Source organism: Pseudomonas sp. FP2335, assembly GCF_030687535.1.
In the GTDB taxonomy this organism is placed as follows: Bacteria; Pseudomonadota; Gammaproteobacteria; order Pseudomonadales; family Pseudomonadaceae; genus Aquipseudomonas.
The window spans coordinates 2,742,808-2,769,507 of record NZ_CP117437.1 but is presented as its reverse complement, the minus strand read 5'-3'; the positions used below and the strand labels follow the sequence as shown (position 1 = coordinate 2,769,507).

General features: G+C 61.7%; 20 protein-coding genes. 16 read left to right on the top strand and 4 right to left on the bottom strand.

The genetic code is table 11. The features are described from left to right. Positions 1–44: 44 nt before the first annotated feature. From PSH81_RS12265 to PSH81_RS12250, 4 genes are read left to right on the top strand one after another with little or no spacing between them, the layout of a single operon-like run. Positions 45–1,658 carry an ABC transporter substrate-binding protein gene (locus tag PSH81_RS12265; protein ID WP_305392771.1) on the top strand — a complete coding sequence of 538 codons (1,614 nt, stop codon included), beginning with the start codon at positions 45–47 and terminating at the stop codon, positions 1,656–1,658. After that, positions 1,655–2,605, top strand: coding sequence for an ABC transporter permease (locus PSH81_RS12260; RefSeq protein WP_305392621.1), 951 nt, complete (start codon positions 1,655–1,657; stop codon positions 2,603–2,605). Before PSH81_RS12265 ends, PSH81_RS12260 begins: the two co-directional genes overlap by 4 nt. A 3-nt stretch (positions 2,606–2,608) precedes the next feature. Next, complete coding sequence (locus PSH81_RS12255; RefSeq protein ID WP_226457021.1) at positions 2,609–3,502, top strand: ABC transporter permease; 894 nt, start codon at positions 2,609–2,611, stop codon at positions 3,500–3,502. After that, on the top strand, positions 3,499–5,115 hold the full coding sequence (locus PSH81_RS12250) for an ABC transporter ATP-binding protein (RefSeq protein ID WP_305392620.1): 1,617 nt from the start codon (positions 3,499–3,501) through the stop codon (positions 5,113–5,115). The genes PSH81_RS12255 and PSH81_RS12250 overlap by 4 nt, the downstream gene beginning before the upstream one ends. Before the next feature lie 470 nt (positions 5,116–5,585). On the opposite strand, the gene PSH81_RS12245 is transcribed toward PSH81_RS12250, so the two are convergent. Further along, positions 5,586–6,926 (bottom strand): ABC transporter substrate-binding protein, encoded by a 1,341-nt coding sequence (locus PSH81_RS12245; RefSeq protein ID WP_305392619.1) that lies wholly within the window; start codon positions 6,924–6,926, stop codon positions 5,586–5,588. A 253-nt stretch (positions 6,927–7,179) separates the two neighbouring features. Here PSH81_RS12245 and PSH81_RS12240 point away from each other — a divergent pair, with 253 nt between their 5' ends. The 4 genes from PSH81_RS12240 (at position 7,180) to PSH81_RS12225 (ending at position 11,953) form a co-directional block, all read left to right on the top strand. After that, complete coding sequence (locus PSH81_RS12240; protein WP_226457018.1) at positions 7,180–7,716, top strand: sterol desaturase family protein; 537 nt, start codon at positions 7,180–7,182, stop codon at positions 7,714–7,716. A 153-nt stretch (positions 7,717–7,869) separates the two neighbouring features. Then, positions 7,870–9,237, top strand: coding sequence for a cytochrome C (locus PSH81_RS12235; RefSeq protein WP_226457017.1), 1,368 nt, complete (start codon positions 7,870–7,872; stop codon positions 9,235–9,237). After that, positions 9,234–9,746 carry a sorbitol dehydrogenase gene (locus PSH81_RS12230; RefSeq protein ID WP_305392618.1) on the top strand — a complete coding sequence of 171 codons (513 nt, stop codon included), beginning with the start codon at positions 9,234–9,236 and terminating at the stop codon, positions 9,744–9,746. The genes PSH81_RS12235 and PSH81_RS12230 overlap by 4 nt, the downstream gene beginning before the upstream one ends. Beyond that, positions 9,743–11,953, top strand: a complete 2,211-nt coding sequence (locus PSH81_RS12225; protein ID WP_305392617.1) for a GMC family oxidoreductase — start codon at positions 9,743–9,745, stop codon at positions 11,951–11,953. The genes PSH81_RS12230 and PSH81_RS12225 overlap by 4 nt, the downstream gene beginning before the upstream one ends. A 56-nt stretch (positions 11,954–12,009) precedes the next feature. On the opposite strand, the gene PSH81_RS12220 is transcribed toward PSH81_RS12225, so the two are convergent. Then, entirely contained in the window at positions 12,010–13,704 is a 1,695-nt protein-coding gene (locus PSH81_RS12220) for a hypothetical protein (RefSeq protein ID WP_305392616.1), read from the bottom strand. A 347-nt stretch (positions 13,705–14,051) separates the two neighbouring features. Here PSH81_RS12220 and mexE point away from each other — a divergent pair, with 347 nt between their 5' ends. From mexE to PSH81_RS12200, 4 genes are all read left to right on the top strand, one after another. Continuing rightward, positions 14,052–15,293, top strand: a complete 1,242-nt coding sequence (gene mexE, locus PSH81_RS12215; protein WP_305392615.1) for a multidrug efflux RND transporter periplasmic adaptor subunit MexE — start codon at positions 14,052–14,054, stop codon at positions 15,291–15,293. Positions 15,294–15,308: 15 nt separating this feature from the next. After that, positions 15,309–18,488, top strand: coding sequence for an efflux RND transporter permease subunit (locus PSH81_RS12210; protein WP_305392614.1), 3,180 nt, complete (start codon positions 15,309–15,311; stop codon positions 18,486–18,488). Continuing rightward, positions 18,485–19,900: an efflux transporter outer membrane subunit gene (locus tag PSH81_RS12205; RefSeq protein ID WP_192301164.1), complete on the top strand. Its 1,416-nt coding sequence runs from the start codon at positions 18,485–18,487 to the stop codon at positions 19,898–19,900. Before PSH81_RS12210 ends, PSH81_RS12205 begins: the two co-directional genes overlap by 4 nt. 138 nt (positions 19,901–20,038) lie before the next feature. Continuing rightward, a complete protein-coding gene (locus tag PSH81_RS12200) occupies positions 20,039–20,566 on the top strand; it encodes a hypothetical protein (protein WP_305392613.1) in 528 nt (175 codons plus the stop codon). Between the two features lie 60 nt (positions 20,567–20,626). Here the strand turns inward: PSH81_RS12200 and PSH81_RS12195 are convergent, their stop codons facing one another. Together PSH81_RS12195 and PSH81_RS12190 are read right to left on the bottom strand one after the other, a co-directional pair. Beyond that, positions 20,627–21,010, bottom strand: a complete 384-nt coding sequence (locus PSH81_RS12195; protein ID WP_305392612.1) for a hypothetical protein — start codon at positions 21,008–21,010, stop codon at positions 20,627–20,629. A gap of 293 nt (positions 21,011–21,303) precedes the next feature. Then, positions 21,304–22,314 carry an AraC family transcriptional regulator gene (locus PSH81_RS12190; protein ID WP_226457011.1) on the bottom strand — a complete coding sequence of 337 codons (1,011 nt, stop codon included), beginning with the start codon at positions 22,312–22,314 and terminating at the stop codon, positions 21,304–21,306. 167 nt (positions 22,315–22,481) lie between these two features. Here PSH81_RS12190 and efeU point away from each other — a divergent pair, with 167 nt between their 5' ends. From efeU to efeO (PSH81_RS12170), 4 genes are read left to right on the top strand one after another with little or no spacing between them, the layout of a single operon-like run. Further along, positions 22,482–23,315 carry an iron uptake transporter permease EfeU gene (gene efeU / locus PSH81_RS12185; protein WP_226457010.1) on the top strand — a complete coding sequence of 278 codons (834 nt, stop codon included), beginning with the start codon at positions 22,482–22,484 and terminating at the stop codon, positions 23,313–23,315. A gap of 10 nt (positions 23,316–23,325) precedes the next feature. After that, positions 23,326–24,528: an iron uptake system protein EfeO gene (efeO, locus tag PSH81_RS12180; RefSeq protein ID WP_305392611.1), complete on the top strand. Its 1,203-nt coding sequence runs from the start codon at positions 23,326–23,328 to the stop codon at positions 24,526–24,528. Then, on the top strand, positions 24,525–25,844 hold the full coding sequence (gene efeB, locus PSH81_RS12175) for an iron uptake transporter deferrochelatase/peroxidase subunit (RefSeq protein WP_370694894.1): 1,320 nt from the start codon (positions 24,525–24,527) through the stop codon (positions 25,842–25,844). The genes efeO (PSH81_RS12180) and efeB overlap by 4 nt, the downstream gene beginning before the upstream one ends. A gap of 27 nt (positions 25,845–25,871) precedes the next feature. Further along, a complete protein-coding gene (gene efeO / locus PSH81_RS12170; protein WP_192301172.1) occupies positions 25,872–26,690 on the top strand; it encodes an iron uptake system protein EfeO in 819 nt (272 codons plus the stop codon). Positions 26,691–26,700: the final 10 nt, after the last annotated feature.

The following is a 26,700-nucleotide window of genomic DNA, read 5'->3' as shown; positions in this document are numbered from 1 at the left end:
TTGAATCGCCACATGAGGGCAACCCATTGAATACCGCCAACTTGATGAGCCGTCTGCTGGCCCCCTGCGCACTCGCCCTGGCCCTCGCCGGCTGCTCACCTTCGGGTGAGCAGGCCCAGGCCAGCAAAACCCTGAACATCGCGTTTTTTGGCGACAACACCATCCTGGTCAGCATCGACCCGTTCCAGGTCTATTGGCTGGAGCACCGGGTGCTGTTGCGCAACATCGCCGAGTCCCTGACCGACCAGGACCCGGAAACCGGCAAGATCATCCCGTGGCTGGCCAAAAGCTGGGAGGTCAGTGACGACGCGCTGACCTACACCTTCCACTTGCGCGAAGGCGTGACCTTCAGCAACGGCGAGCGCTTCGATGCCAAGGCCGTGAAAACCGCCTTCGACAGCGACAAGGCCCTGGCCACCCAGTTGCCGGCGACCTTCGGCGCGACCTACCTGGCGGGCTACGACCATGCCGAAGTGGTCGACGATTTCACCGTCAAGCTGGTGCTCAACAAACCGAACGCGGGCTTCCTGCAAGCCACGTCCACCACCAACCTGTCGATCCTCGCGCCCGCCTCCTACGCGCTCACCGTCAAGGAACGCTCCCTGGGCAAGATCATCGGCACCGGGCCGTTCGTATTGCAAAGCTACACCCCGGAAGTCGGCGCGCATTTGACCAAACGCAAAGGCTACGCCTGGGCCTCGGCCAATATGAAAAACCAGGGCGAAGCGCACCTGGACGCGGTCGACGTCACCTACATCCCCGAAGAAAGCGTGCGCAACGGCCTGTTCGTGCAAGGCAAGGCCGACATCCTGTGGCCGCGCAACCCGTTCTCCGAAGTGGACTTGAAACTGTTTCAGTCCAAAGGCGCGACCATCCAGAGCCGTTCGCTGCCGGGGCCGTCGCTGAACCTGTTCCCCAATACCCGTGGCGGCCGCGTGCTGGAGGACAAACACGTGCGCCTGGCCGTGCAGAAAGCCATCGACCGCAAGAGCTACGCGAGCACCGTCTACAACTCCGAGTTCGCCGTGGTCGACGGCATCTTTGATGTGACCACGCCGTACTTCAAGAGCCAGGGCGACAAGCTCGCCTATGACCCGGCGGGCGCCGAACGCCTGCTCGACAGCGCGGGCTGGGCCAAGGGCGCCGACGGCTATCGGCAGAAAAACGGCAAGCGCCTGAGCCTGAGCTACAACATCAGCCCGGCGGAAACCGCAGGCGATGTGTTGCTGCAGGACCAACTGCGCAAGGTCGGCATCGAAGTGAAACTCAACGTGGTCACCCGCGCCGAATGGGTGGCGAACAACTCGGCGGGCAACTATGACCTGACCATCAACTACATGACCCGCGCCGACCCGATCATCCTGCAAACCATCCTCGATCCGCGCAGCGCCAACAGCGCGACCGTGGCCACCAACATTTTCGAGCCGCCGGCACTCGAGCGGGCCAAGGACTTGTTTGACGCGGGCATCACCGCCACCCAGGGCGAGCAGCGCGCAGCGGCCTACGGCGCGCTGCAAGACCTGCTGATCGATGAGGGCTCGGCGTTCCCGGTATACGAGCGTGTGTGGCAGGCCGCGACGTCGGCCAAGGTGAAGAACTTCCGCTGGACCGCCGAGGGCTTCGCGCTGCTGGGTGACATCGAGATCGGCACGCCATGAGCCGCTACCTGATCGGCCGTGTCGGCCAGGCGCTGCTGGTGTTATGGGGCGCCTACAGCATCACCTACTTCATCCTGTATCTGCTGCCGGGCGACACCCTGACGCTGATGCTCAGCGCCTCGGGTATGCAGGCCGACGCGCTGTCGGTGCAAGACCTGGCCAAGGCGCGGGCCTATTACGGCTTGGACAAGGGCGTGTTCGAGCAGTATTTCAGCCTGTTGTGCGGTGCGGTGCGCGGTGACTTCGGCCAGTCGCTGTCGCTGAACCGTCCGGTGGCGGAGTTGCTGGTGGAGCGTTTACCGCAGACGCTGTCCCTGGCCGGCCTGGCCATCGTGCTGTCGTTGCTCGCAGGGATCGGCCTGGCTTATCTGACCGCCTATATTCGCTGGCGACCGCTGAAGCAGGCGTTGACGCGCCTGCCGTCGCTGGGTTTTTCGGTGCCGGTGTTCTGGATGGGGTTGTTGCTGATCCAGGTGTTCGCCTTCGGCCTGGGTTGGTTTCCGGCCACCGGCAGCCGGGGTTTTGAAAGCCTCGTATTGCCGGCAGTCACCCTGGCGATCCCGAGCGCCGCTGTGTACGCCCAGGTGCTGCAACGCAGTTTCCAGGGGGTGTGGAAGGAGTCGTACATCGTCACGGCCTACGCCAAGGGCCTCAGCCGCGCCCAGGTGCAAGCGCGCCACGGCTTCAAGAACGCGGCGCTGCCGATCCTCACACTGATTGGCTTGCAAGTGGGCAATACGGTGTCCGGCGCGGTGCTGGTGGAAACCATCTTCGCCCGCTCCGGCATCGGCCGCCTGGCGCAAGAGGCCGTGCTGCGCCAGGACATTCCCGTGGTGCTGGGGATTGTCGCGGTGTCGGCGGCCGCGTTTGTGCTGGTCAACCTGCTGGTGGACCTGCTGTACCCGTGGCTCGACCCGCGTATCTCCCACACGCCAAAGGTGTCCTAGACCATGACGATCCTTGAGCACAACCTGATCCCGGCCAGCTCCCGCCCTACCCTGTGGCGACGCCGCAGCCGCCTGCAACGCGCCGGCGCCGTGGTGCTGCCGTTGCTGCGCCGGCCGGGGTTCACCCTGGCGCTGTTGCTGGTGGTGTTTGCGCTGGTCGCGGCCGTTGCGCCGCAGTTGTTGACCGGCTTTGACCCTTACGCCACCGCCCCCGTCGACAAGCTGCGCGCGCCCAACCTGACCCATTGGTTCGGCACCGATGAACTGGGCCGCGACTTGTATACCCGCGTGGTCTATGGCGCGAGCCTGTCGGTGTTGGCCGCGTCGCTGGCCGTCGGCATTGCGCTGGTGGGCGGGCTGGGGCTGGGTATCCTGTCGGGCTTTGCCGGCGGGCGGATCGATGCGCTGATCATGCGTTTTGTCGATGTGTTATTGGCGCTCCCCGGGGTGCTGCTCGCCCTGGCGATTGTCACCGCCATCGGTTTCGGCACCGTGCCCGTGGCCATCGCAGTGGGCGTCGGCATCATCCCGGGGTTTGCTCGCACCACCCGCGCCGAGGTGCTGCGGGTCAAGACCCTGCCCTACGTCGAAGCCGCGCGCCTCGGTGGCGCGAGCTGGGGGCGCACCTTGCTGCGGCACATTCTGCCGAACGCCTGGGGCCCGGTGGCGGTGTTGGCGACACTCGATTTCGGCGCGGCGATCCTCGCGACCGCCGGGCTGAGTTTCCTCGGCTTCGGCGCAGTCCCCCCGGAAGCGGAATGGGGCACGTTGATTGCCAACGGCCGGCACTTTCTGATCACCGCGCCGTGGGTGTCACTGCTGCCCGGCCTGTTCCTGGTGGCCGTGGTATTCAGCCTTAACCATATTGCCCGCACGTTCGAGGAGATTCAGCGATGAGCGCTTTAGTCGATGTTCGCCAACTGAGTGTCAGCTACCGCTCCGGCGGGCAACACGTTCAAGCCGTACGCGATCTGTCACTGACCATCGCCAGCGGCGAGACGGTGGCGATTGTCGGTGAGTCCGGCTCCGGCAAATCGACCCTGGCCAACGCCATCCTCGGCCTGTTGCCAGAACACGCGCAGATCAGCGCCGGCCAGCTGTGGGTGGACGGCAACGACCTGACCCACGCCAGCGAACGGCACAAACGCAGCGTGCGCGGACGCACCGTCGGGCTGGTTCCCCAGGACCCGATGGTCAGTCTCAACCCTACCCTGCGCGTCGGTCAGCAGATCGCCGAGGCGCTGGTCCTGGCCAAGGGCAAACGTTATCCCGGGGTCGATGCAGACATTGTCGAGCTGCTGCAACACGTCGGCATCGACAAGCCGGTGCTGCGTGCGCGCCAGTACCCCCATGAACTCTCCGGCGGCATGCGCCAACGCGTGCTGATCGCCATCGCGTTGGCCGGCAATCCGCGCCTGATCATCGCCGACGAACCGACCAGCGCCCTGGATGTGACGGTGCAGCGCAAGATTCTCGATCACTTGCAGCGCCTGGTGGCCGAACGCGGGATTTCGCTGTTGATCATCACCCACGACCTGGGTGTGGCCACCGACCGCGCCGACCGGATTGTGGTGATGCAACAGGGTGAGTTGGTGGAGCAAGGCGCACCGCGGCAAATCCTCACGGCGCCACGGCATGACTACACGCGGGCGCTGATTGCTGCCGCCCCGGCGTTTGCCAAACGGCGTGCGCCGCTGATCCGGATTGACCCGATGGAAGAGCCGATCCTCAGCCTCAAACACGTCGGCAAGACCTTCGCGCTGCCAAAGGTCAAAGGCGAGGCGTCGACCTTCGTCGCCCTGGACGACCTCAGTCTGGAGGTATACCCGGGCCAGACGCTGGCGATCGTCGGCGAATCCGGCTCGGGCAAAAGCACCGCACTGCGCATTGCCCTCGGCCTGGAAAAACCAACCCAGGGCCAGGTCTGGTTCAAACAGCAGGACGTCACCCCCCTCAGCTGGCGCGAATTCCGCCCGCTGCGCCAGCGCCTGCAACTGGTACAGCAGAATCCGTTTGCGGCGCTGGACCCGCGCTTCACGGTGTACGACAGCATCATCGAACCACTGGTATCGTTCGGCCTGCTCAAGGGCCCGGCCCTGGAACAGGCGGCGCGGGAACTGATCAGCCGCGTGCACTTGCCGGCCAGCTACCTGGACCGCCTGCCCCGCGAACTGTCCGGCGGCCAATGCCAACGGGTCGCCATCGCCCGGGCCCTGGCATTGAAACCGGACCTGCTGCTGCTCGACGAACCGGTCAGCGCCCTCGACGTGTCGGTGCAGGCGCACATCCTCGACCTGCTGGAAGAGCTGCAACGGGAAATGGGCATCGCCTACGTACTGGTGTCCCACGACTTGTCGGTGGTGGCCAACTTTGCCCACGAAGTGCTGGTGCTGCGCAACGGCAAGGTGGTGGAACAAGGCTCGGTGGAACGCATCTTCAACCACCCTGCCAGCGACTACACCCGCGAACTGATTGCCGCCATTCCCGGGCAACAAGCCACCGCCGCCTGACCTGTCGTGAGCGGGCTTGCCCGCGCTGGGTGGCGAAGCCGCCCCAATAAGACCGCCGCGGTGTTTCAGGGAGACCGAGGGTGCCTGTTTTAGGGCGGTCAACAAACTGTAGTGAGCGGGCTTGCCCGCGCTGTGCGGCGAAGCCGCCCCAATAAGACCGATGCGGTGTTTCAGGGAGACCGGGGTGTCTGGTTTTAGGGCGGCTTCGCCACCCGGCGCGGGGCGAGCCCGCTCACTACAAGGTTTGCGTTTGGGTGTTGTTGCGATGCGCAATCGCGCGGGGCGATAAGCCTGTAGCCAATACGCACGGTCAACAAACTGTAGTGAGCGGGCTTGCCCGCGCTGGGTGGCGAAGCCGCCCCAATAAGACCGATGCGGTGTTTCAGGGAGACCGAGGTTGCCTGGTTTTAGGGCGGCTTCGCCGCCCGGCGCGGGGCGAGCCCGCTCACTACAAGGTTTGCGTTTGGGTGTTATTGCGATGCGCAATCGCGCGGGGCGAGGCCTTTCTCTTCGGCATATGCTGCGGACTTGGCCTCGATCAGTGGGCGCAACGTGGCGCGGTCAGCCTGTAGCCAATCCGTCACCAATACCCACTTTTGCCCATCCCACTGCTGTACGCGGGCGGAGCCGCCGCCTTCGTGGTCGGCGCACGACAGCTTCAACGGCGCCAACAAACCTTCAAAGCCCAGGGCCTTGAGGCGTGCAGCATCGATGTCCAGATGCTCGAATGCCCAGCGGGTTTCTTCGCCGTTGAGCGCACGGTTGCCAAACTTGGCCTGGCCGGTACGCAGCGCTTCGACGGCAATCGCGGCATTGATCAGACCGATGTTGTAGTAGACCTTGCCGAAATAGCTGGGGTCCTTGAGGTTGCTCTTGCCCGGATCGAGGATGTACTGCTTGAGCTTGCGGTGGATCTCAAAACCGTCGCCACCCGGAAACGGCGCCAGTGCCTGATAGCCCTTGGCGGCCGTGCCGGCGGGAATCACATCGGCTTCGGAACCCGCCCACACGTCACCGATCAGGCGGTCTACCGGGACGCCAAAACGCACGGCGGTCTTGATCGCCACCGGGGTGGACACGCCCCAGGTGCGCAGGAATACCCAATCCGGGTTGAGCTGGCGCACTTGGCGCCACTGGGTCGACTGTTCGTTGCCCGGGTCCGCCACGGGGATCTGGATGTTGTCGAAACCATACTTGTGCGCCAGCAACTGCATGGCCGCCTGGGTTTCGCGGCCGTAGGCGGAATCGTGGTAGACCGTCACAATCTTTTTGCCTTTGAGCTTGTCCAGGCCGCCTTCGCGCTGGGCGATGTAGTTGATGCCCACCGACGCCTGCCCGTAGTAGTTGAGCAGCAGCGGGAAGGCATAAGGGAACACGCGACCATCGGTGGACTCGGTGCGCCCACCGGCACCGTCGATCAGCGGGATATGGTCCTTCGCCGCACGATCCATCAAGGCGTAGGAAGCAGGCGTGCTGTGGGTGAAGAAGAACCCTGTGGGTGCGCCATCCAGGCCATCTTTGTAGCGCTCGTAGCATTCGATGATGCGGTCGGTTTTCCACTCGGTCTCGCATTCCTGCCAAACCAGCTTGACGCCGTTCACGCCGCCTTCGACTTCGTTGATGTAGCGAAAGTAGTCAATCTCCCCTGCCCACCACGGGATGCCGCTGGAGGCATAGGCGCCGACGCGATAAGTGGCCAGCGGGATGAACTGTTGATCATTGGCAGCCTGGGCGGCCGCCGGAAGGAGCGTGCCCAAGGTGGTGAGCGCCACCAGGCTGGCGATCAGGGTGCGTTGCAAGAGCTTGTGCATGGGTGTGGTTTCTTGTGAAGGGTGGGGTTCCCCTCCCGTGGTCGGGTTGAGGCAGCGAGTGCTTCAATCAACTGGAAACACAATTCATGCCAAACCAATAAATCAATGTATTCAATGACTTGATCCGCATCAGGAGTGCGGACTCCAGCAGGCAATCGGACAATCTCTTGAACCGCTGTTGCGTCACCAACACTGCGCCTTGAATCTGTGCTCCAATTGCCGCCGCCTTTCGCACTATAGGGATATTCCGCACATGGCTGCTTCCAATAAATGGCTGATGTCATCGCTCGCTTACTACCTCGATTTTTTCACCGTGCCCCTCTTTATCCTGCTGGCGCTCTACCTCGCGCCATTCGACCTGGGCCTGGCCCTGATGGGGCTGCTGGCCTGGACGCTGGTGGAATATTCGGCGCACCGCTTCCTGTTCCACTCGTTGTATCGCCGCGAGCATTGGACCCACCACGTCGACGTGCTGGCCTATATCGGTGTGTCCAGCTGGAAGACCAGTTCGACCTTCGCCATCCTGCTCCTGGTGGCCTGGTACACCGGACTGACCTCGGCCTTCGTCGGCGCAGTCGCGGGCTATGGGTTCTATATCTCGGTGCACTACGTGATGCACCGTCCCGAGCACTGGGCCTACCGTTTTATGCCACGGCTGGTGGCCAATCATGATCTGCACCATCGCCAGGGGATCGAGAAGAACTTCGGGGTCTCTTCGCCGCTGTGGGACCACGTGTTCCGCACCTTTATCCGCGCCGAAACCCGCCGCGCCGACAAGGAACCTGCCTGACGCCGTTAGCGATTGTTTTTATTACGAATAAATCTAGTCGCAGAACCACCGGCCATTCCAACGTTATCTAATCTCAAGCCCGTGCCAGGAGGCGCATTGAAGAGTCCATGACGGACCCACTGTCTCCTGACGCCTGATGCCCAGGAGATAACGATGAGAACGGAAACCCATCGCCCCCGGCCCGGGTTCGGCTGCGCGCTGTTCGGCGCATTGCTGAGCCCACTGGTCGTCGCGGCCCCCACGCTGTCTACGCAAATCCCCTTCGATGTCACGGCGACCCCGCCGTTTTCCCTGACCAGCCTGCAACAGAACTTCGATGACATGTCGTGGCAGACATTCATTGCACTGAACTGGCCGGCCCTGGCCGACGGCAACCCCAACACCAGCATGCAGATCGGCCAGCAGGACGCGGCCACAGTGTGGGAAAGCTACCGGGAGAGTTACCAGATCTTCCTGCCCCAAGGGCAGAAGCCACAGCCCTATCACGCCCCGGCAGCCGTACCGCCGGCCTGTGAAGGCAAGGGCTCCGGGCGCCTGTTGCAGCAGATGGGCAAGGTCCCGGATGTGCTCGACGAGTTTATCCAACCGTTTGAAAGCGGCCCGCTGGTGGACCAGAGCGGCGTGTACACCCGCAATGAAATCGTGGTCAATCAGTCGATGTTCGACGGCATCGTCAACAACGGCCTGTATAGCATCCAGGGCCAACAGGCGTTTTTTGCCGCCAGCCCGACCAACGCAGTGGCGTTCAGTTGCGGCGACCCGGCTACCAGCCAGGTCGGTTCGCTGATGGTCAAGGCCTCGTGGAAGGTGCTGGATGGCAACGACAAGCCCGGCAGTTTCCATACGGTGGATGCGTTGGTGTATACGCCGGGCAACAGCGACCCGAGCAAGGGGCCGGTGGTGGCTGAATCCTGCGTGGCCGAGCCGGTCGGGTTGGTGGGCCTGCATATCGTGCACAAGACCACCAGTGCGCCGCAGTGGGTGTGGTCGACCTTCGAGCACGTCGACAATGTGCCGGAAAAGACCACGCCACCGGCCGAGCGCAAGGGCCCGTATCTGTTCTACAACGCCAGCAGCCAGGCCGAGGTCAACCAGCCGCCGCCACGCCCGTGGAACCCGGCGGTGAAAGCGACGCCGTCGCAGATCGTGCGCGAGATCCCGCTGACCGACGCGACCAAGACCCTCAACAACACCTACCAGACCCTGCTGCGCACGGTGAACCCCAACAGCGTGTGGGCCAACTACCAGTTGATCAGCACCCAGTGGCCGACCCTCACCGGCCAGCCTCCGTGCCAGATATCGGCCACCGTGCCGCTGGGCAAGCCGGCGCCATCGTTCCTGGCCAATGCGACCTTGGAGACTTACATCCAGGGCACCGTGCCCCAGGCGTCGTCCAGTTGCATCGCCTGCCACGGCAATGCCGCGACCCACGTGACCCAGTCGCCGCGCACCAGCTTCGCGGACTTCACCTACCTGCTCGAACGCGCCCAATCCACAGGTGCGACAGGGAGTCAGCCATGAGTACCGACCTCGACAATTTCACCGGCCTGAGCGTGGTGCTTACCGGCATCGACCAGGAACGCCTGGCGCCCTCCGTGGACCCCATCGGCCTGCCCACCACGTTTCTCAACTTCATCGGCCCGCGCCTGGGCCAGAACGTACTCGGCGCCCTGCTCGCCCAATACGCTTCGCTGCTGGCCGAGCAACAGACGCCGCAGCAGATCGGCACCGCGATCCTGATGCAGAACGGCCAGCCCGCCACCACCCAGACCGCCCTGGCGGCGCGCGCGATCATGAAGCTGTGGCTGCTCGGCGTGTGGTATCAGCCGTATGCCCAGGGTGCGTTCCCGCTGGGTGAGCAAACCGTGGTCAGCGACGAGGCCTACACCCAAAGCTGGGCGTGGAGCATCGCCCAGGCCCACCCGATGGGTTACAGCGAGTTCTTCTTCGGCTACTGGAACAGCCCGCCGCCCAGCCTTGAGGATTTCACCGGGGTGGCCGCCAGCCTCCAGCCAGGAGCATCGTTATGAGTACTGAACAAGCAGATGTAGTGATCGTCGGCGCGGGCCTTGCGGGCAGCCTGATTGCCTATCAACTGGGCCTGGCGGGCGTGAAAGTGCTGGTGCTGGAGTCCGGCCCGGAAATCCCGGCGAACCGTAACCAGTACCTGGAGCGCTTCTACACCGCGACCCTCAAGACCCCCGAGTCGCCCTACCCGCCGGTCAGCACCCTGAGCCCGGCACGCAACCCGGCCGAGCAGAATGCCCCGCGCGCGACCATCGCCGACCTGATCCTGGGTTGGGACAATCCCGACGTCAGTTACCTGGTGCAGAAAGGCCCGCTGCCGTTCACCAGCACCTACGAGCGCGTGGGCGGTGGCACCACCTGGCACTGGGTTGCCACCTGCCTGCGCATGTTGCCCAATGACTTCCGCATGAAGTCGCTGTACGGCGTCGGGGTCGATTGGCCGATCGGCTACAACGACCTGCAAAGCGCGTATTGCCGCGCCGAAGCGGAAATCGGCGTGGCGGCGAACGTGGCCGACCAGGGTTACCTCGGTATTACCTTCCCGCAGAACTACGAATACCCGATGACCAGCATCCCGCTGTCACTGGTCGACGGCAGTTTCGTCAGTGCGGTGCAGGGCCAGGCGTTCCAGGGCCTGCCCCTGGTGGTGAGCCCGACGCCGGCCGGGCGCAACTCCCAGCCCTATGCCGGGCGCCGCGTGTGTGCGGGCAACACCAACTGCACGCCGATCTGCCCGATCCAGGCCAAGTACGACGCCACGGTGACCATGAACAACGCGCTCAACACCGGCAACGTGCGGGTCCTGTACAAGACCGTGGCGAGCAAGGTTACGGTGGCGGCGGACAAGACCATCAGCGGCATCGAGTTCATCCAGTATCAATTGGGCGACGGACCGGCGACCGGCACCGGGGTGGCAATCGGGCAGCGCTATGTGATCGCCGCCCATGCCATCGAGACGCCCAAATTGCTGCTCAACTCCACCAGCAGCGCCTGGCCCAAAGGCGTCGCCAACAGCAGCGGCCAGGTCGGGCGCAGCCTGGCGGACCACCCGATCTACCTGGCGTGGGGCTTGATGCCTGAAGGCAAGACGGTGTTCCCGTACCGCGGGCCGGTGTCGACCTCGGGGATTGAAAGCCTGCGCGATGGTGCCTTTCGCAGCCAACGTGCGGCGTGGCGTATCGAGATCGGCAATGAAGGTTTCAACTGGCCGATTGGCGACCCCTACACCACCGTTGCCGACCTCATCGATGGCAGCAATGTCAGCCGTACCAACCCGCTGCCCAACAGCGGCGATGCCACGCAGACGCTATTCGGCACGGCGCTGGTACAGCAGTTGAACAACCTGCTGACCCGGCAATTTCGCGTGGGCTTCCTGGTGGAGCAAGTCGAGGAAGATCCCGACAACGCCAACTGCTACATCGTGCCGTCGAGCCAATACAAGGACCGCCTGGGCATCCCGCGCCCGGAGATCCACTACGACCTGTCGGACTACACCAAGGAGGGCTTCAAACAGGCGCGCATCCTGGCCAGCCACATCATTACCGAACTGCTCGGTGCCACCGAACTGACGGCCGACATCCAGCCGGGGGTGTTCGTCTATCAGGGCGAATCCTATTCGTTCCAGGGCGCCGGGCACTTGATGGGCACCTACCGCATGGGCGCCGACCCCAAGACCTCGGTGGTGGACAAATACCAGCGCAGTTGGGACCACGCCAACCTGTTCCTGGTCGGCGACGGCGTGTTCCCCACCACGGGTACGTCCAACCCGAGCCTGACCATCGCCGCGCTGTCGATCCAGGCCGGTGACACCCTGTGCAACGACCTCAAGGCCGTGACCGTGCAGGTGCAGGCCAACCAGCCATGGCAAGGCACCGGCGTGCAGATCAGCGGACCGAGCCCACGCCTGGTGCGTTATGTCAGCGGCAAATGGCTGGCCAGCCCGGTGGGCGGCATGGTGGATGGCAACGGCAGCCCGGGGTTGATCGCCAAGGCCGGGTATACGTTGCCGGGGGCCAATGAAGGCGCGCTGATCGGGCGTGTAGGCAGTGGTGGGACGCCGTTTCTGGTGGGCGATCTGGCAGCGGTTCCGCCGGGGCAGACGGGGGAATTGCAGCTGTGTATCAATGATGATCTGGAGGGCCGGTATGGGATTGGACTGGGGGATAACCAGGGAGCACTGACGGTGCAGGTGGGGTTCGGCACCGTCTGATCCCTGGTAAGGGGCTGCCGCCAACTGCGCGATGCAGCCCTTGACTCCCGGCGCACTCAAAGACTGCGGCTATGATCCGGGCCATCTTTATCGCGCTTTTTCGCACGGGTTTTCTTCTCGGGCTCTGCGGGTTCGTAACGTTTACGCAGTTGCGCTTCAAGGTCGCGCACATGGCCTTCGTCTTCAATCGCCACCAGAAACAAGTGATGCGGCAACTCGCCAGTTTCCTTGTTACCCAGAATCGTGAAAGCCTCATCTACCGTATCGAAGTGCGCCCCCACCGTAGATTGCGGGTCACAAAGCCCAAAGGTGATAAAGCTGGCCCAGTCCCAGCCAGTGTCGCGCACATCCAACAGAATCGAGGCCCCTGTCGTCACCCGCTTGCGCGCTTGCAGCAGTTGCTGCAGGGCAAGCGCCGAACTCACGGTTGGCACGGGAGGCGCCACCTTGAACTTTGGCGACTCGTGGTAGAACAAGTAATAGCCCGTGAGCACATTCGCTGACAGCTTGGTCAGTTGATCCTTGTCACTGCCGACATTGGCCACCCAGTCCTTTGCACGCTTGGCTTGAAGCAATACCGCTTTTCGACAAACCAGGCCGCCCACATTCAAGGAAATAATCACCCCTATATCAGCACCCAACCGAGATTCCTCTGATGTACCGGCCAGATGGAAAGTGCCCAGGTACGATTGCGATAGCGGATAACCAAATGCAGGTATCTGTTGGCTGGCCCATCTGGCCAGCCAGTCTTCGACAGACTTGCTGAATCGACCATTCAGCGGGTCTTCTTTCGCTACCGTACCCGACATGAATTTCGCCATTTCATCTTCGCACTGAAGCATTGCCCAATAGATAGTCCAAAGCACATCTACGGATAACGTCTGTGGCCAGGTGAGTGTTTGCGTCAGTAATTGCCACTGGTCTCCCGTCCCCGGGCAATGGAGGAGTTCTTGGGCGAATGCCGGTTGCATATTGGCCGCAGCAAGCGTGGCGGACGCCTTGACGATTTCGTCGAAGGCGCCCGTCGCGGGCACTCCATGAAACTCGAGATAAGCCTTGTCGCGAATGGCTTGGGCTTGGCCTTGCAGGCTGGCGTACCCCGCTGCGGTGGGACGTCTCTGGAATACCAAAGTGCCAACCTGGACCATTGCCATCGCCAACTGGTTTTGCCGGACCCGTGCATCGATGTCCTGCAACATCGCCGTAAACCCGCCGGCGAGCCAGGCGCCGCAGGAAGCGGCAGCCAGCGCATCGGCCGAGGCTATTTTGAACGCTTCGAACTCTTGCAGAAGCTGCTTAGTCTGACGCAACTGCTGCTGGATCCCTGGCACTTCTAGCTGTTGCTGACTGACACTTTTATTGTGCTGGGCAATTTGCATTGTCAGCTGGGCCTGGGCGGCGGGAGCGTCCCAGTTCTCTACAACCAGGTCATGCTGAGCCTTTGCCTCGTCACGTTGCGCCTTGGCCGCTTTCGTATTTTTCCGATTACACAACCAGCCAAACCCGAAATACTCCTTGCCAAGCTCATCGACGTTGAGTTGATACGCTTGCAGTTTGTCCTGGCTGGGCTTCAAAGCAGCCAAGCGCTCAGGCTCGGCGTAGCGCAACGTGAGTTCGCCAATGCGCTCAATCTCTCGCTGGTCATCAACAATCCTTTGGCCCAGTGTGCCGATCATCGTCTCGATGTAAGCAGACAGGTCATTGGCTGTGAGGGCAACGGTTGAACGGTTAGGTACGTGAAGCGTGCTCATAAATGACTTCCCAGTCGAACGGCAGTGACCAATACCAGTGCGCCAGCGGCGCAAATTTTCCAGCGCCAGGCGCCTGTGGAGGTGCAGAGTACTGGCGTCTAACACCTCAACGCCAGCCCTTGCCCCCGGGATAACGCCAGCCTCATCGGTAATTGTTATTGCAATGGCGACAACAGTCCTTTGTCATCACCGACATTGATAGCACCCTAACGAAAAGCCCATGCTAGAGGGCTAATCCCGCGCTTATATCATTCCGAATGATAGTTACCTTTGCTTCATTCGATTCGTGACATAGCACCTCCCCGCGCATGATCCGCCCATCTCAAATACATTGGCGGATGCACCTCATGGAACAGTCACTCAAACATTTGCGCTTCCCCCTGGCGATCTTGGCCGTGGTGGTGATGAGCGCGTGCGGCAAGACCCCGGAACAAGCGGCCGCCATGCCCCCTGCGCAGATCAGCGTGGCCAAGGTGCTTGAGCAACCCGTCAACGAGTGGGACGAGTTCACCGGTCGCCTGGAAGCGCCGGAAACCGTGCAGATCCGTCCACGGGTGTCGGGGCAGATCGATCAAGTGGCCTTCACCGAAGGTGCACTGGTGAAGAAAGGCGACCTGCTGTTCCAGATCGACCCGCGTCCGTTCCAGGCTGAAGTGCGCCGCCTTGAAGCCCAACTGCAACAGACCAAAGCCGCCGCCAGCCGCAGTGAAAACGAAGCACAACGTGGCGAGCGCCTGCGCGAAAGCAACGCGATCTCCGCCGAGCTGGCCGAGTCGCGCACCACGGCCGCCCAGGAAGCCCGCGCCGCTGTCGCCGGCATCCAGGCGCAGTTGGACCTGGCCAGGTTGAACCTGAGCTTCACCCGCGTGACTTCGCCGATCAGCGGCCGCGTCAGCCGTGCCGAGATCACCGCCGGCAACCTGGTGACCGCCGATGTCACCGCGCTGACCAGCGTGGTCTCCACCGACAAGGTCTACGCCTACTTCGACGCCGACGAGCGCGTGTTCCTCAAGTACACCGAACTGGCCCGCCAAGGCCGTCGTGGTGCGACCACCCCGGTGTACCTGGGCCTGTCCAACGAAACCGGCAACCCGCACTTGGGCCAGATGAACTTCGTCGACAACCAGGTCAACCCGGCCACCGGCACTATCCGTGGGCGTGCGGTGTTCGACAACGCAGACGGCCGCTACACCCCTGGCCTGTATGCACGTCTGAAACTGGTCGGCAGTGGCACCTATTCCGCCGTGCTGATCAATGACGAAGCCGTCGGCACCGACCTGGGCAAGAAGTTCGTGCTGGTGATGGAAGGCGACAAGCCGGCGTATCGCTCGGTGGAACTGGGGCCGAAGATCGAAGGCTTGCGCATCGTGCGCAGTGGCTTGGGCAAGGACGACACCATCGTCGTCAAAGGCCTGCAGCGCATCCGCCCTGGCTCGCCGGTCGCCCCGCAAACCATCCCGATGGCCAGCAAGGAAACCCTCGCCGCCTTGGCCCAACAACGACAAGCGCTTGAAGCCAGCAACCTGGAGCAAGTGGCGCCGGAAAAAACCGCGCCCAAGCTCGCAGCCGTCGCGACTCCACGCGGTTAAGGGATACGACTCAAGATGAATTTTTCCAAGTTCTTCATTTCGCGGCCGATCTTCGCAGCGGTGCTGTCGCTGTTGATCCTGATCGCCGGCGCGATCTCGCTGTTCCAATTGCCGATCAGCGAATACCCGGAAGTGGTGCCGCCGACCGTAGTGGTACGCGCCAACTTCCCCGGCGCCAACCCCAAGGTCATCGGTGAAACCGTGGCCGCGCCACTGGAGCAGGCCATCACCGGCGTCGAGAACATGCTGTACATGTCCTCGCAATCGACCGCTGACGGCAAGCTGACCCTGACCATCACCTTCGCCCTGGGCACCGACCTGGACAATGCGCAGGTGCAAGTGCAGAACCGTGTAACGCGGACTCAGCCGAAACTGCCCGAGGAAGTGACACGCATCGGTATCACCGTGGACAAGGCCTCCCCCGACCTGACCATGGTGGTGCACTTGACCTCCCCGGATCAGCGCTACGACATGCTCTACCTGTCCAACTATGCCTTGCTCAACGTGAAGGACGAGTTGGCACGCCTGGGCGGTGTGGGTGACGTGCAGCTGTTCGGCATGGGCGACTACTCCCTGCGGGTGTGGCTGGACCCGAACAAGACCGCGTCGCGCAACCTGACCGCCACCGATGTAGTGACGGCGATCCGTGAGCAGAACCGCCAAGTGGCCGCCGGTGCCTTGGGTGCGCAACCTGCACCGAATGCCACCAGTTTCCAGTTGTCGGTGAACACTCAGGGCCGTCTGGTGACGGAAGAAGAGTTCGAGAACATCGTCATTCGCGCAGGCAACAACGGTGAGATCACCCGCCTCAAAGACATCGCACGGGTCGAGCTGGGTTCCAGCCAATACGCCCTGCGGTCGTTGCTGAACAACCAACCGGCGGTAGCGATCCCGATCTTCCAGCGCCCGGGTTCCAACGCGATCCAGATCTCCAACGAAGTGCGCGGCAAGATGGAGGAGCTGAAGAAGAGCTTCCCGCAGGGCATGGACTACAGCATCGTCTACGACCCGACCATCTTTGTGCGTGGCTCCATCGAAGCGGTGGTGCACACCCTGTTCGAAGCCTTGATCCTGGTGGTCTTGGTGGTGATCCTGTTCCTGCAAACCTGGCGCGCCTCGATCATTCCGTTGGTGGCGGTGCCCGTCTCGTTGATCGGTACGTTTGCGGTAATGCACCTGTTTGGCTTTTCGCTCAACGCGCTGTCGCTGTTCGGCCTGGTGCTGGCCATCGGTATCGTGGTGGACGACGCCATCGTGGTGGTGGAAAACGTCGAACGGAACATCGAGCTGGGCCTGGAGCCGTTCCCGGCGACTGAAAAGGCCATGAGCGAAGTGACCGGCCCGATCATTGCCACGGCGTTGGTGCTGTGTGCGGTGTTTGTTCCGGCGGCCTTCATCAGTGGCTTGACCGGGCAGTTCTACAAACAGTTTGCCTTGACCATTGCGATCTCTACGGTGATCTCGGCGTTCAACTCGCTGACCTTGTCCCCTGCCCTGGCAGCCGTGTTGCTCAAGGGGCACCACGCACCGAAGGACGGCTTCTCCAAGTTCCTCGACAAGCTGCTCGGTGGCTGGTTGTTCAAACCGTTCAACCGTTTCTTCGAGAAGGCCAGCCATGGCTACGTCGGCACCGTACGCCGGGTGATTCGCGGCAGTGGTATCGCGCTGTTCCTGTACGCCGGCTTGATGGTCCTGACCTGGCTGGGCTTTGCCCACACGCCAACCGGGTTCGTACCGGCCCAGGACAAGCAATACCTGGTGGCCTTCGCCCAATTGCCGGACGCCGCCAGCCTGGACCGCACCGAAGACGTGATCAAGCGCATGTCCGACATCGCCCTGAAACAGCCGGGTGTGGAAGCTGCGGTGGCCTTCCCGGGCCTGTCGATCAACGGTTTCACCAACAGCCCTAACAGCGGCATCGTGTTCGTGACCTTGAAGCCATTCGATGAGCGTAAAGACCCGAGCATGTCCGCCGGTGCGATTGCCGGTGCGCTGAACGGCAAGTACAGCACCATCCAGGAAGCCTACATGGCGATCTTCCCACCGCCGCCGGTACAGGGCCTGGGTACGATTGGCGGCTTCCGCCTGCAGATCGAAGACCGTGGCAACCTGGGATATGACGAGCTGTACAAAGAAGTGCAGAACATCATCACCAAGAGCCGCACCACGCCGGAGCTGTTCGGCCTGTTCACCAGCTACACGGTCAACGTGCCCCAGGTCGATGCCGCCATCGACCGCGAAAAGGCCAAGACCCACGGCGTGGCGATCAGCGACATCTTCGACACCCTGCAGATCTACCTGGGTTCGCTGTATGCCAACGACTTCAACCGCTTTGGCCGTACCTATCAGGTCAACGTGCAGGCTGAGCAGCAGTTCCGCCTCGACGAAGACCAGATCGGCCAGCTGAAAGTACGCAACAACAAGGGCGAGATGATCCCGCTGGCGACCTTTATCAAGGTCAGCGACACCTCGGGCCCGGACCGCGTTATGCACTACAACGGCTTTATCACCGCTGAAATCAACGGCAACGCTGCACCGGGCTACAGCTCCGGCCAGGCGGAGGCGGCGATTGAAAAACTGCTGAAAGAGGAACTGCCCAACGGCATGACCTACGAGTGGACCGACCTGACGTATCAGCAAATTCTCTCGGGCAACACCGCACTGTTCGTGTTCCCGCTCTGCGTGCTGCTGGCGTTCCTGGTACTGGCCGCCCAATACGAAAGCTGGAGCCTGCCACTGGCGGTGATCCTGATCGTACCGATGACGCTGCTGTCGGCCATCACCGGGGTGATCATCTCGGGCGGCGACAACAACATCTTTACCCAGATCGGCCTGATCGTACTGGTGGGCCTGGCCTGCAAGAACGCGATCCTGATCGTCGAGTTTGCCAAGGATAAACAGGCCGAGGGTCTCGACCCGCTGGCTGCGGTGCTGGAGGCGTGCCGTCTGCGTCTGCGGCCGATCCTGATGACCTCGTTCGCCTTCATCATGGGTGTGGTGCCACTGGTGTTGTCCAGCGGTGCCGGTGCCGAGATGCGTCATGCGATGGGTGTGGCGGTGTTCTCCGGGATGATCGGCGTGACCTTCTTCGGTCTGTTGCTGACACCAGTGTTCTACGTACTGATCCGTCGCTATGTGGAGCGCCAGGAAGCGCGCAAAGCGGCCAAGGCCTTGAAGCTGGAGACACAGCAATGAGCGTGAAAGTATTCCTGCCGAGCTTGCTGGTATTGGCGCTGAGCGCCTGTGCCGTGGGCCCGGACTATAAAACCCAAACCCCGGAGGCGGCGAGCATCACGGCCGCCGCCGATGCCAAACAGTACGACCACGCCAAGTTCGAAGGTATCTGGTGGCAGCAGTTCGACGATCCGACCCTCAATCAGTTGGTGACCCAATCGCTGCAAGGCAACCGCGATTTGCGTGTGGCGTTTGCCCGCCTGCGGGCGGCTCGGGCCATCCGCGACGACGCCAGCAATGACGCCATGCCGACCATCACCAGCCGCGTCAGCAGCGACCAAGGCAAGGGCCAGATTCCAGGCCAGACCACCCGCCGTGTGAAGACCGAGCGTTACGACCTCGGCCTGGACATGGCCTGGGAGCTGGACCTGTTCGGGCGCATCCAGCGCAACCTGGAAGCCACCGACGCCGACCAGCAGGCCGCGGAAGCCGACCTGTACCAACTGCAAGTCACGATGATTGCTGAGCTGGTGGATGCCTATGGTCAACTGCGCGGCGCCCAATTGCGTGAACGCATCGCCCTGGACAACCTCAAGAACCAGCAGGAATCGCGCACCATCACCGTCAGTCTGCGCGATGCCGGGGTTGGCGATCAGTTGGACGTGGAGCGTGCCGACGCACGCCTCGCCGGGGTCGAAGCCAGCGTGCCGCAACTGCAAGCCGAACAAGTGCGCGAGCGCAACCGCATCGCCACCCTCCTCGGCCAGCGTCCGGACAAGCTCAGCGTCGACCTGAGCCCGAAAGACCTGCCAGCGATTGCCAAGGCCTTGCCAATTGGCGATCCGGGGCAACTGCTGCAACGGCGCCCGGACATCCTCAGCGCCGAACGCAAACTGGCGGCCGCCACCGCACGCATCGGCGTGGCCAAGGCCGACCTGTTCCCACGGGTCAGCCTCAGCGGCTTCCTCGGCTTTACCGCCGGGCGCGGCTCGCAGATCGGTTCGTCCGCCGCCAATGCCTGGGCCCTCGGCCCGAGCATCACCTGGGCCGCGTTCGACCTGGGCAGCGTACGCGCGCGTTTGCGCGGTGCAAGCGCCGAGGCCGATGGCGCGTTGGCGACCTATGAACAGCAAGTATTGCTGGCACTGGAAGAGTCCGAAAACGCCTTCAGCGACTACGGCAAGCGCCAACAGCGCCTGGTTTCGCTGATCCGTCAGAGCGAATCCAGCCGCGCCGCCGCCGACCTCGCCGCGATCCGCTACCGCGAAGGCACGGTGGACTTCCTGGTGTTGCTGGACGCGCAACGCGAACGCCTGGCTGCCGAAGACTCCCAGGCCCAGGCCGAGGTGGAGCTGTATCGCGGCATCGTCGCGATCTACAAGGCGTTGGGTGGCGGCTGGCAGCCGGACACGGTGGTGGCCAGCAACCAGTGATGTAAAGAGCTCCTTTGGTTGGTCGCATCCAGCCAATTTTTAGCCCCACGGTCCATTCGGTCGTGGGGCTTTTTTTTAAAGTGGGATTAAGGGTGGCCGATAAATAGACGTAGCTTTCGGTTGATGGAGGACTTTGCGATGGCCGTGTTATTGACTGCGGAGCAAATGAGGCATACGAAGGCGTCTAATGCGTTTCAGATACAGCATCCGGAAAAGGTTGAAAATAAATATACGATAAAAGAAGCGTCGGTGGCGGCAGATACGTTGAAGCTGCGCAAGCAGGAAGAGATTGAGAGCTTGAAAGTTTTTCTGAAGGACTATGACATGACGTCGATCACTACCAATGAACTAAAGAAAGTCGGCAGCCGGCTCTATAACAGTGGTTTGATTGATGGCGAGGCGTTTCACAATTTCATATCTGGGCTTGGTGCTTTTGATGCCAACGGCCAGCAAGCTGAAACCGACGTAAAATACAATGCAATTGCCTTGTTCGACGAAAAACTTGAAGATTATCTTTCCTTTATTGAAAGCTACCCGAACGTAAAGCGCTCACAAGGCATCCCTGAATATATCCAGGGAATGGTTTCTGCCAATCACGCAATCAACGCGCTGGCATACTTTATCAACTCTTCCCGCAGTGACCTTTCAATAGAAGAGCGTGCTTGAAATCGGCCCAGTCTTTACAGGGTGCCAACAACATCATCGGGACCCTGCTTTACTAGTGGATTATCGGCCAAATCTTACCGTCCCCCAATAGGACTTGGAGACCGCTTCGCGGTTATCCAACATCACTCGATAAGTACCCAATGGGCCAAGCCATGAGGCATAGGCTGACAAAGGGTTACTGGCCACTGTTCTCCAGGAACCGCCTACCTGCTGTTGTATGTAAATCTGTGGTGCTCTTCCCCCTCCTGCGGCAGACACCATTGCATCGATATTTGCGTTAGAGCACCCGTTAGCACCTGTAATGGTAAACGGGCCAAGGGCTATGGCTTCGGATTCAGGCTGGATGATTCCGCTATAGTTATCCGTAATATACAAACACACCGCTTGCGCCTGAAACGACACGAACGCCAACGCCAAAAAAGGTACGGCAAAAAAGCTTTTCATGATTTTCACCTCAAGTGTTAAACAATTAAGATTTTTGCGCTTGTCGACGACTCAAGGATTTTGGTTATCTAGGCATAGGTGCTCCTTGTCCAAGCCACTCTCACCTGCGAGTGCAGACATACACCGAGCATGCATAAAACTAATCAGTATCAGTAGTACGAGTCGTGGCAGTGACAATGCACGACTTATCATTCGAAGTATGCCGGTCGCTTCTGAAAATATTGAACGACCGCTCTGTAGTACGGAGGAAGGACTAGGTAAGTTACGTCTTAATCCCGCACCCAAGCACTATTTCAGCCTGAATCGCCAAGTATCAAACTCCGATAATGCCCCGGATTCGACCCACACCATTTACGAAACGCCTTATAAAACGAACTGGCATCGGCAAACCCCAGCCGTGCCGCGATCTCGGCAAAGCTGATCTGAGGTTCCGCCAACCACACAATGGCCAACTCTTTACGCACGCTGTCCTTGAGCCCCTGATAAGTCTGCCCCTCTTCCGCCAAACGTCGGCGCAGGGTTGAGGCGGAGATGCACAAGTTGGCCGCGAGGCGTTCGGTTTCCGGCCAGGTGTCGGGGGGCATCTGGCGCAGGTCGTGTTTGATGCGGGTGGCGAAGCTCTCGGGGTCGCGGTATTTGACCAGGATGTTGGCCGGGGCATGGGCTAGGAAACGTTTGAGTTCTTCTGCGCTGCGCTTGATGGGCAGGTCGAGGCAGTCCGCAGAAAAGATCATGCGGGTACGCAGCCGATCAAACCGTAGGTTGTCAGAGAACATCACTTGGTAGTCGTGACAAAAGTCCGGCTGCTCACAGCGCAGTTCGATCGCCAGGATCGGAATGCGCCTTCCCGCCAGCCAGCAAGCCACGCCGTGGACGATCATCCAATAAGTGAAGTAGGTGAATGCTCGCTTGGGCACGGGCTCCGACAACACGATTTCCGCCAGGCTCTGCTGACGCACCAGTTGCGCAGGCATCTGCTCCAGCATCAATGACAAAAAACCCAACACCGTTTCCAGGCTGGCGCCCAGGGTCGGCTGCGCCATCGCGGCGCGGCACAGGAAGGCCAGGCTGCCGGACTTGAGCTTGCGTGGGTCCATGCCGAAAAACTCATCATCCGTACGCCGTGCGAGCAAACGCCACAAACGCGCGTAAGCCGTCGCCGGTACGCGGGCGTCAGGCTGCTGCAGCAGTGTCGGGTCGATCCCGACCTTGCTCAGCGCCTCAGCCGTGGCCGCACCGGGCGCACAGCTCTGCAACAGGGCTTCGCGCACCAAGTGGATGGAGATGGTGTCTTTTTCCGACATGAGCAGTTGAACATTCCGCAGCACATAACAGGGCCTGCATCATAAGGGCGCCCGCCCTTCACCACCACCGTTCAGCCACTGTTCAGTAAACGTCAAGTTTTCCTGTTTAGTAATGAGTATCATTATGTTACAAATTAGCTTCCTATCTAATGACGCTGCGGTGCCGAATGCTCGTTCCCTTTCTCATCATGCTGCGCGAAGGCATTGAAGCCGCTTTGATCGTTGGCATCATCGCCAGTTACCTGCAACAGACCGGGCGTGGCCAATGGATGCCGGCGGTGTGGATCGGCGTGTTCCTCGCCGCCGCACTGGCGCTGCTGGTGGGCGGTGGCCTGGAGTTGGTCAGCGCAGAGTTTCCGCAAAAGCAGCAGGAGCTGTTCGAAGGCGTCGTTGGCCTGGTCGCCGTGGGCATTCTCAGCTCCATGGTGTTCTGGATGCGCAAAGTGGCGCGCTCGATCAAGCATTCCCTGCATGAATCCCTCGACCACGCCCTGGCAGGCTCCAAGCACCAAGTGATCGCGCTGATCGCCATGGTGTTTTTTGCCGTGGCCCGCGAAGGTCTCGAAACGGTGTTCTTCCTGCTGGCCGTGTTCCAGCAAAGCGAAGGCCCGGGCGCACCGATCGGCGCCCTTCTCGGCCTGGTCCTGGCGATCATCGTGGGCTTGCTGATCTACAGCGGCAGCATGCGCCTGAACCTGGGGGCGTTCTTCCGCTGGACCGGCCTGTTCATCCTGGTCGTAGCCGCCGGCATCCTCGCCAATTCGGTGCAGGCCCTGCACGAAGCCGGCGTGTGGAACCACCTGCAAACCGTGCTGTTCGATTTCAGCGCGGCACTGCCCATGGACAGCCCGCTGGGCTCGGTGCTCGCTGGGATGTTCGGCTATCAGGAAGCGCCGACCGTGAGCACCCTGGGCGCCTATCTGATTTACCTGGTGATCGCTCTGGTGATGTTCTTCCTGCCCTCGCCTGTCGCCCAACCTTCTTCCGTTTCCAGCCAGTAAGGACCACCTCTTGTCCAGCCCAACCCCTCAACCGGCTCTGCCACCCCGCGCCCTGCGCTGGGCCGTGGCGGGCTCGGTGGTCGTGATGATCGCCGCCGGTGGCCTGTTCTACTACGCGTCACAATTGGCCGCGAGCAAGCGCCAGACCAATCACAATGAAATTGCCGTGACCATTCATGGCCACGCCTGCGAGCCGAATGCACTGACGGTACCGGCCGGGCGTGCGAGTTTTCGCATCATCAACCGCTCCGACCGCGCAGTGGAGTGGGAAATCCTCGACGGAGTGCTGGTGATCGAAGAACGGGAAAACATCGCCCCCGGTCTGAGCCAGGTGATCAACGCCAACCTGCTGCCCGGCGACTACGCCATCACCTGCGGCCTGCTGAGCAACCCGCGCGGCACCTTGCACGTCACGCCAACGGCTGAGTCCGACGCCCAGGCCAAGGCCAAGCCGTCGATGGTGGCGTTCATCGGCCCGCTGTCGGAATTCCGGGTATACCTGAGCAGCCAGGGCGGCGCCTTGATCAAGGCCGTAAGCGCCTTGCAACAGGCCATCGACGCCGGCGATCTGGCCCAAGCCCAGTCGCTCTACGTCCCAGCCCGCGAGGCTTACCAGCGACTGGCGCCAGCGTCCCAACGCCTGGCGCAGTTGGACAACGCAATCAATGCGCGTGCCGATTACTTTGAGAGCCGCGAGCAAGACCCGGCCTTCAGTGGCTTCCATCGTATTGAATACAGCCTGTTCCAGCAGCGCAGCCTGGATGGCCTGGCGCCGATTGCCCAACGTCTGTTCAACGACGTCATCACCCTCAAGCAACAGTTGCTGGCCCAGTCCCTGCCACCGGAGCAATTGGTGGGCATCGTGGTGCGCAACCTCAACAGCCTGGCGGATGTGCGTGCCCTCAGCGGGGAAGAAGAGCGCTACAGCCACATCGACCTGACTGGCTTTGCCGCCAACCTGGACGCTGCACACAAAGTGGTCGAACTGATGCGCCCACTGCTGAGCAAATCCGCCGCCGACCTGTTGCCCAAGATCGACAGCGCCCTCGCCGCCTTCGACAGCGAGCTCGCCGGGTTCAAAACCAACAACCGTTACATCTCGTATGACAGCGTGACCGCCGATCAGCGCAAGCAGATCGCCGACAAGGCCAAGGCTCTGGCCGCCGCACTCGATGGAATCGATCCCGCCCTTGGCCTTTCCGGCCTGCAGTGAAGACGACCGCACACATGAGTGATTCAGCACACACCAACCTCCAACGCCGCCGTGTCCTGCTGGGCATGGCCGCCACCGGCGTCGCCATTGCCGGCAGCAGCCTGAGCTGCCCGGCCATGGCCGCCGCCGAGCAAGTCACCACCGCGCCGCGCAGCGACAAGACCCAGGACCATCACGACTTTTTCGGCAAGCACCAAACCGGCATCGTCACCCCGCGTCCGGCCTGCGGCATGCTCGTGGCGTTCGACGTACTGGCCAGCGACCGCGACGATCTGGAGCGCTTGTTCCGCACGTTGAACGAACGTATCGCCTTCCTGATGACCGGCGGCGCCGTGACGCAAGTCGACCCGAAACTGCCGCCTACCGATTCCGGCATTCTCGGCCCGGTGGTCACCCCGGATAACTTGACGATCACGGTGTCGGTCGGCGAGTCGTTGTTTGATGAGCGCTTCGGCCTCACAGCGGCCAAACCCAAGCGCTTGAGCCGTATGGTCGGTTTCCCCAACGATGCGCTGGAACCGGCGCAGTGCCACGGCGACCTGAGCCTGCAATTTTGCTCCAACACCCCTGACACCAACATCCACGCCCTGCGCGACATTGTGAAAAACCTGCCGGACCTGCTGCTGGTGCGCTGGAAACAGGAAGGCAGCGTGCCGCCCCAGGCACCGAGCAAACCCGGGGAACCGGCGCAGAGTGCGCGTAATTTCCTCGGCTTTCGCGACGGCTCGGCCAACCCCAATTCCAACGATGACAAGGCCATGGACCAGATCGTCTGGGTCCAGCCCCATAGCAACGAACCGGCCTGGGCCGCCCACGGCAGCTATCAGGCGGTGCGCATCATCCGCAACTTCGTCGAGCGCTGGGACCGCACGCCCCTGCAAGAACAGGAGAGCATCATCGGCCGCGTCAAGACCACCGGCGCGCCCATGGACGGTAAACAGGAAAGCCAGGTGCCCGACTACAGCAAGGACCCCGAGGGCAAGTTGACCAAGCTCGATGCCCACATCCGCCTGGCCAACCCTCGTACCCCGCAGACCCAGGCCAACCTGATCCTGCGCCGGCCGTTCAACTATTCCAACGGCGTCAATAAAAACGGTCAGCTGGACATGGGGCTGTTGTTCATCTGCTACCAGGCTGACCTGGAGAAAGGCTTTATCAGCGTGCAAACCCGGCTCAACGGCGAGCCCCTGGAGGAGTACCTCAAGCCGGTCGGCGGCGGGTATTTCTTCACCTTGCCGGGCGTCACCGGGCCAGAGGATTTCCTTGGGCGCACGCTGCTCGCCGCCACGCACCCTCACACCACTGCCAACACCTGAAACCAACCCCACAGCGGAAACCGTCCCATGAAGAAGTCGACTCTCGCGTTGTCGTTGCTAATGACCCTTTCGCCCCTGGCCGCCTTCGCCGCCACGGCGCCGCTGGACCTGGTAGGCCCGGTGTCGGACTACAAGATCTACGTCACCGAAGAAATCGGTGAGCTGGTGACCCAGACCCAGGCCTTCACCGACGCGATCAACAAAGGCGACCTGGCCACCGCCAAAAAGCTCTACGCACCGACCCGTGTGCACTATGAGTCCATCGAGCCGATTGCCGAGCTGTTCAGCGACCTCGATGCGTCCATCGACTCGCGGGTGGATGACCATGAGAAAGGTGTAACCGCTGAAGACTTCACTGGTTTCCACCGCATCGAATACGCGTTGTTCTCGCAAAATTCGACCAAGGGCCTGGAGGCGTTGACTGCCAAGCTCAACGCCGACGTCAACGACCTCAAGACCCGCGTCGACGGCCTGACCTTTCCACCAGAGAAAGTCGTTGGCGGCGCCGCCGCGTTGCTGGAAGAAGTCGCCGCGACCAAGATCTCCGGTGAAGAAGATCGCTACAGCCATACCGACCTGTACGACTTCCAGGGCAACATCGATGGTGCGAAGAAAATCGTCGATCTGTTCCGTGGCCAGATCGAGAAACAAGACAAGGCCTTCCTGGCCAAGGTCGACAAGAACTTCGCCACGGTCGACAAGATCCTCGCCAAATACACAACCAAGGACGGCGGTTTCGAGACCTACGACAAAGTGAAGGAAAACGACCGCAAAGCCCTGGTGGGTCCGGTCAACACCCTGGCGGAAGACCTGTCCACATTGCGTGGCAAGCTGGGCCTTAACTGACAAGACGTCC

Coding starts and splice junctions, on each gene's coding strand:
- PSH81_RS12190 (WP_226457011.1), bottom strand. CDS start 22,314: ATGTCGGAAAAAGACACCATCTCCATCCACTTGGTGCGCGAAGCCCTG.
- PSH81_RS12250 (WP_305392620.1), top strand. CDS start 3,499: ATGAGCGCTTTAGTCGATGTTCGCCAACTGAGTGTCAGCTACCGCTCC.
- PSH81_RS12220 (WP_305392616.1), bottom strand. CDS start 13,704: ATGAGCACGCTTCACGTACCTAACCGTTCAACCGTTGCCCTCACAGCC.
- PSH81_RS12205 (WP_192301164.1), top strand. CDS start 18,485: ATGAGCGTGAAAGTATTCCTGCCGAGCTTGCTGGTATTGGCGCTGAGC.
- efeU (WP_226457010.1), top strand. CDS start 22,482: ATGCTCGTTCCCTTTCTCATCATGCTGCGCGAAGGCATTGAAGCCGCT.
- efeO (WP_192301172.1), top strand. CDS start 25,872: ATGAAGAAGTCGACTCTCGCGTTGTCGTTGCTAATGACCCTTTCGCCC.
- PSH81_RS12260 (WP_305392621.1), top strand. CDS start 1,655: ATGAGCCGCTACCTGATCGGCCGTGTCGGCCAGGCGCTGCTGGTGTTA.
- PSH81_RS12225 (WP_305392617.1), top strand. CDS start 9,743: ATGAGTACTGAACAAGCAGATGTAGTGATCGTCGGCGCGGGCCTTGCG.
- PSH81_RS12245 (WP_305392619.1), bottom strand. CDS start 6,926: ATGCACAAGCTCTTGCAACGCACCCTGATCGCCAGCCTGGTGGCGCTC.
- PSH81_RS12255 (WP_226457021.1), top strand. CDS start 2,609: ATGACGATCCTTGAGCACAACCTGATCCCGGCCAGCTCCCGCCCTACC.
- PSH81_RS12200 (WP_305392613.1), top strand. CDS start 20,039: ATGGCCGTGTTATTGACTGCGGAGCAAATGAGGCATACGAAGGCGTCT.
- PSH81_RS12240 (WP_226457018.1), top strand. CDS start 7,180: ATGGCTGCTTCCAATAAATGGCTGATGTCATCGCTCGCTTACTACCTC.
- PSH81_RS12195 (WP_305392612.1), bottom strand. CDS start 21,010: ATGAAAAGCTTTTTTGCCGTACCTTTTTTGGCGTTGGCGTTCGTGTCG.
- PSH81_RS12235 (WP_226457017.1), top strand. CDS start 7,870: ATGAGAACGGAAACCCATCGCCCCCGGCCCGGGTTCGGCTGCGCGCTG.
- PSH81_RS12210 (WP_305392614.1), top strand. CDS start 15,309: ATGAATTTTTCCAAGTTCTTCATTTCGCGGCCGATCTTCGCAGCGGTG.
- mexE (WP_305392615.1), top strand. CDS start 14,052: ATGGAACAGTCACTCAAACATTTGCGCTTCCCCCTGGCGATCTTGGCC.
- PSH81_RS12230 (WP_305392618.1), top strand. CDS start 9,234: ATGAGTACCGACCTCGACAATTTCACCGGCCTGAGCGTGGTGCTTACC.
- PSH81_RS12265 (WP_305392771.1), top strand. CDS start 45: ATGAGCCGTCTGCTGGCCCCCTGCGCACTCGCCCTGGCCCTCGCCGGC.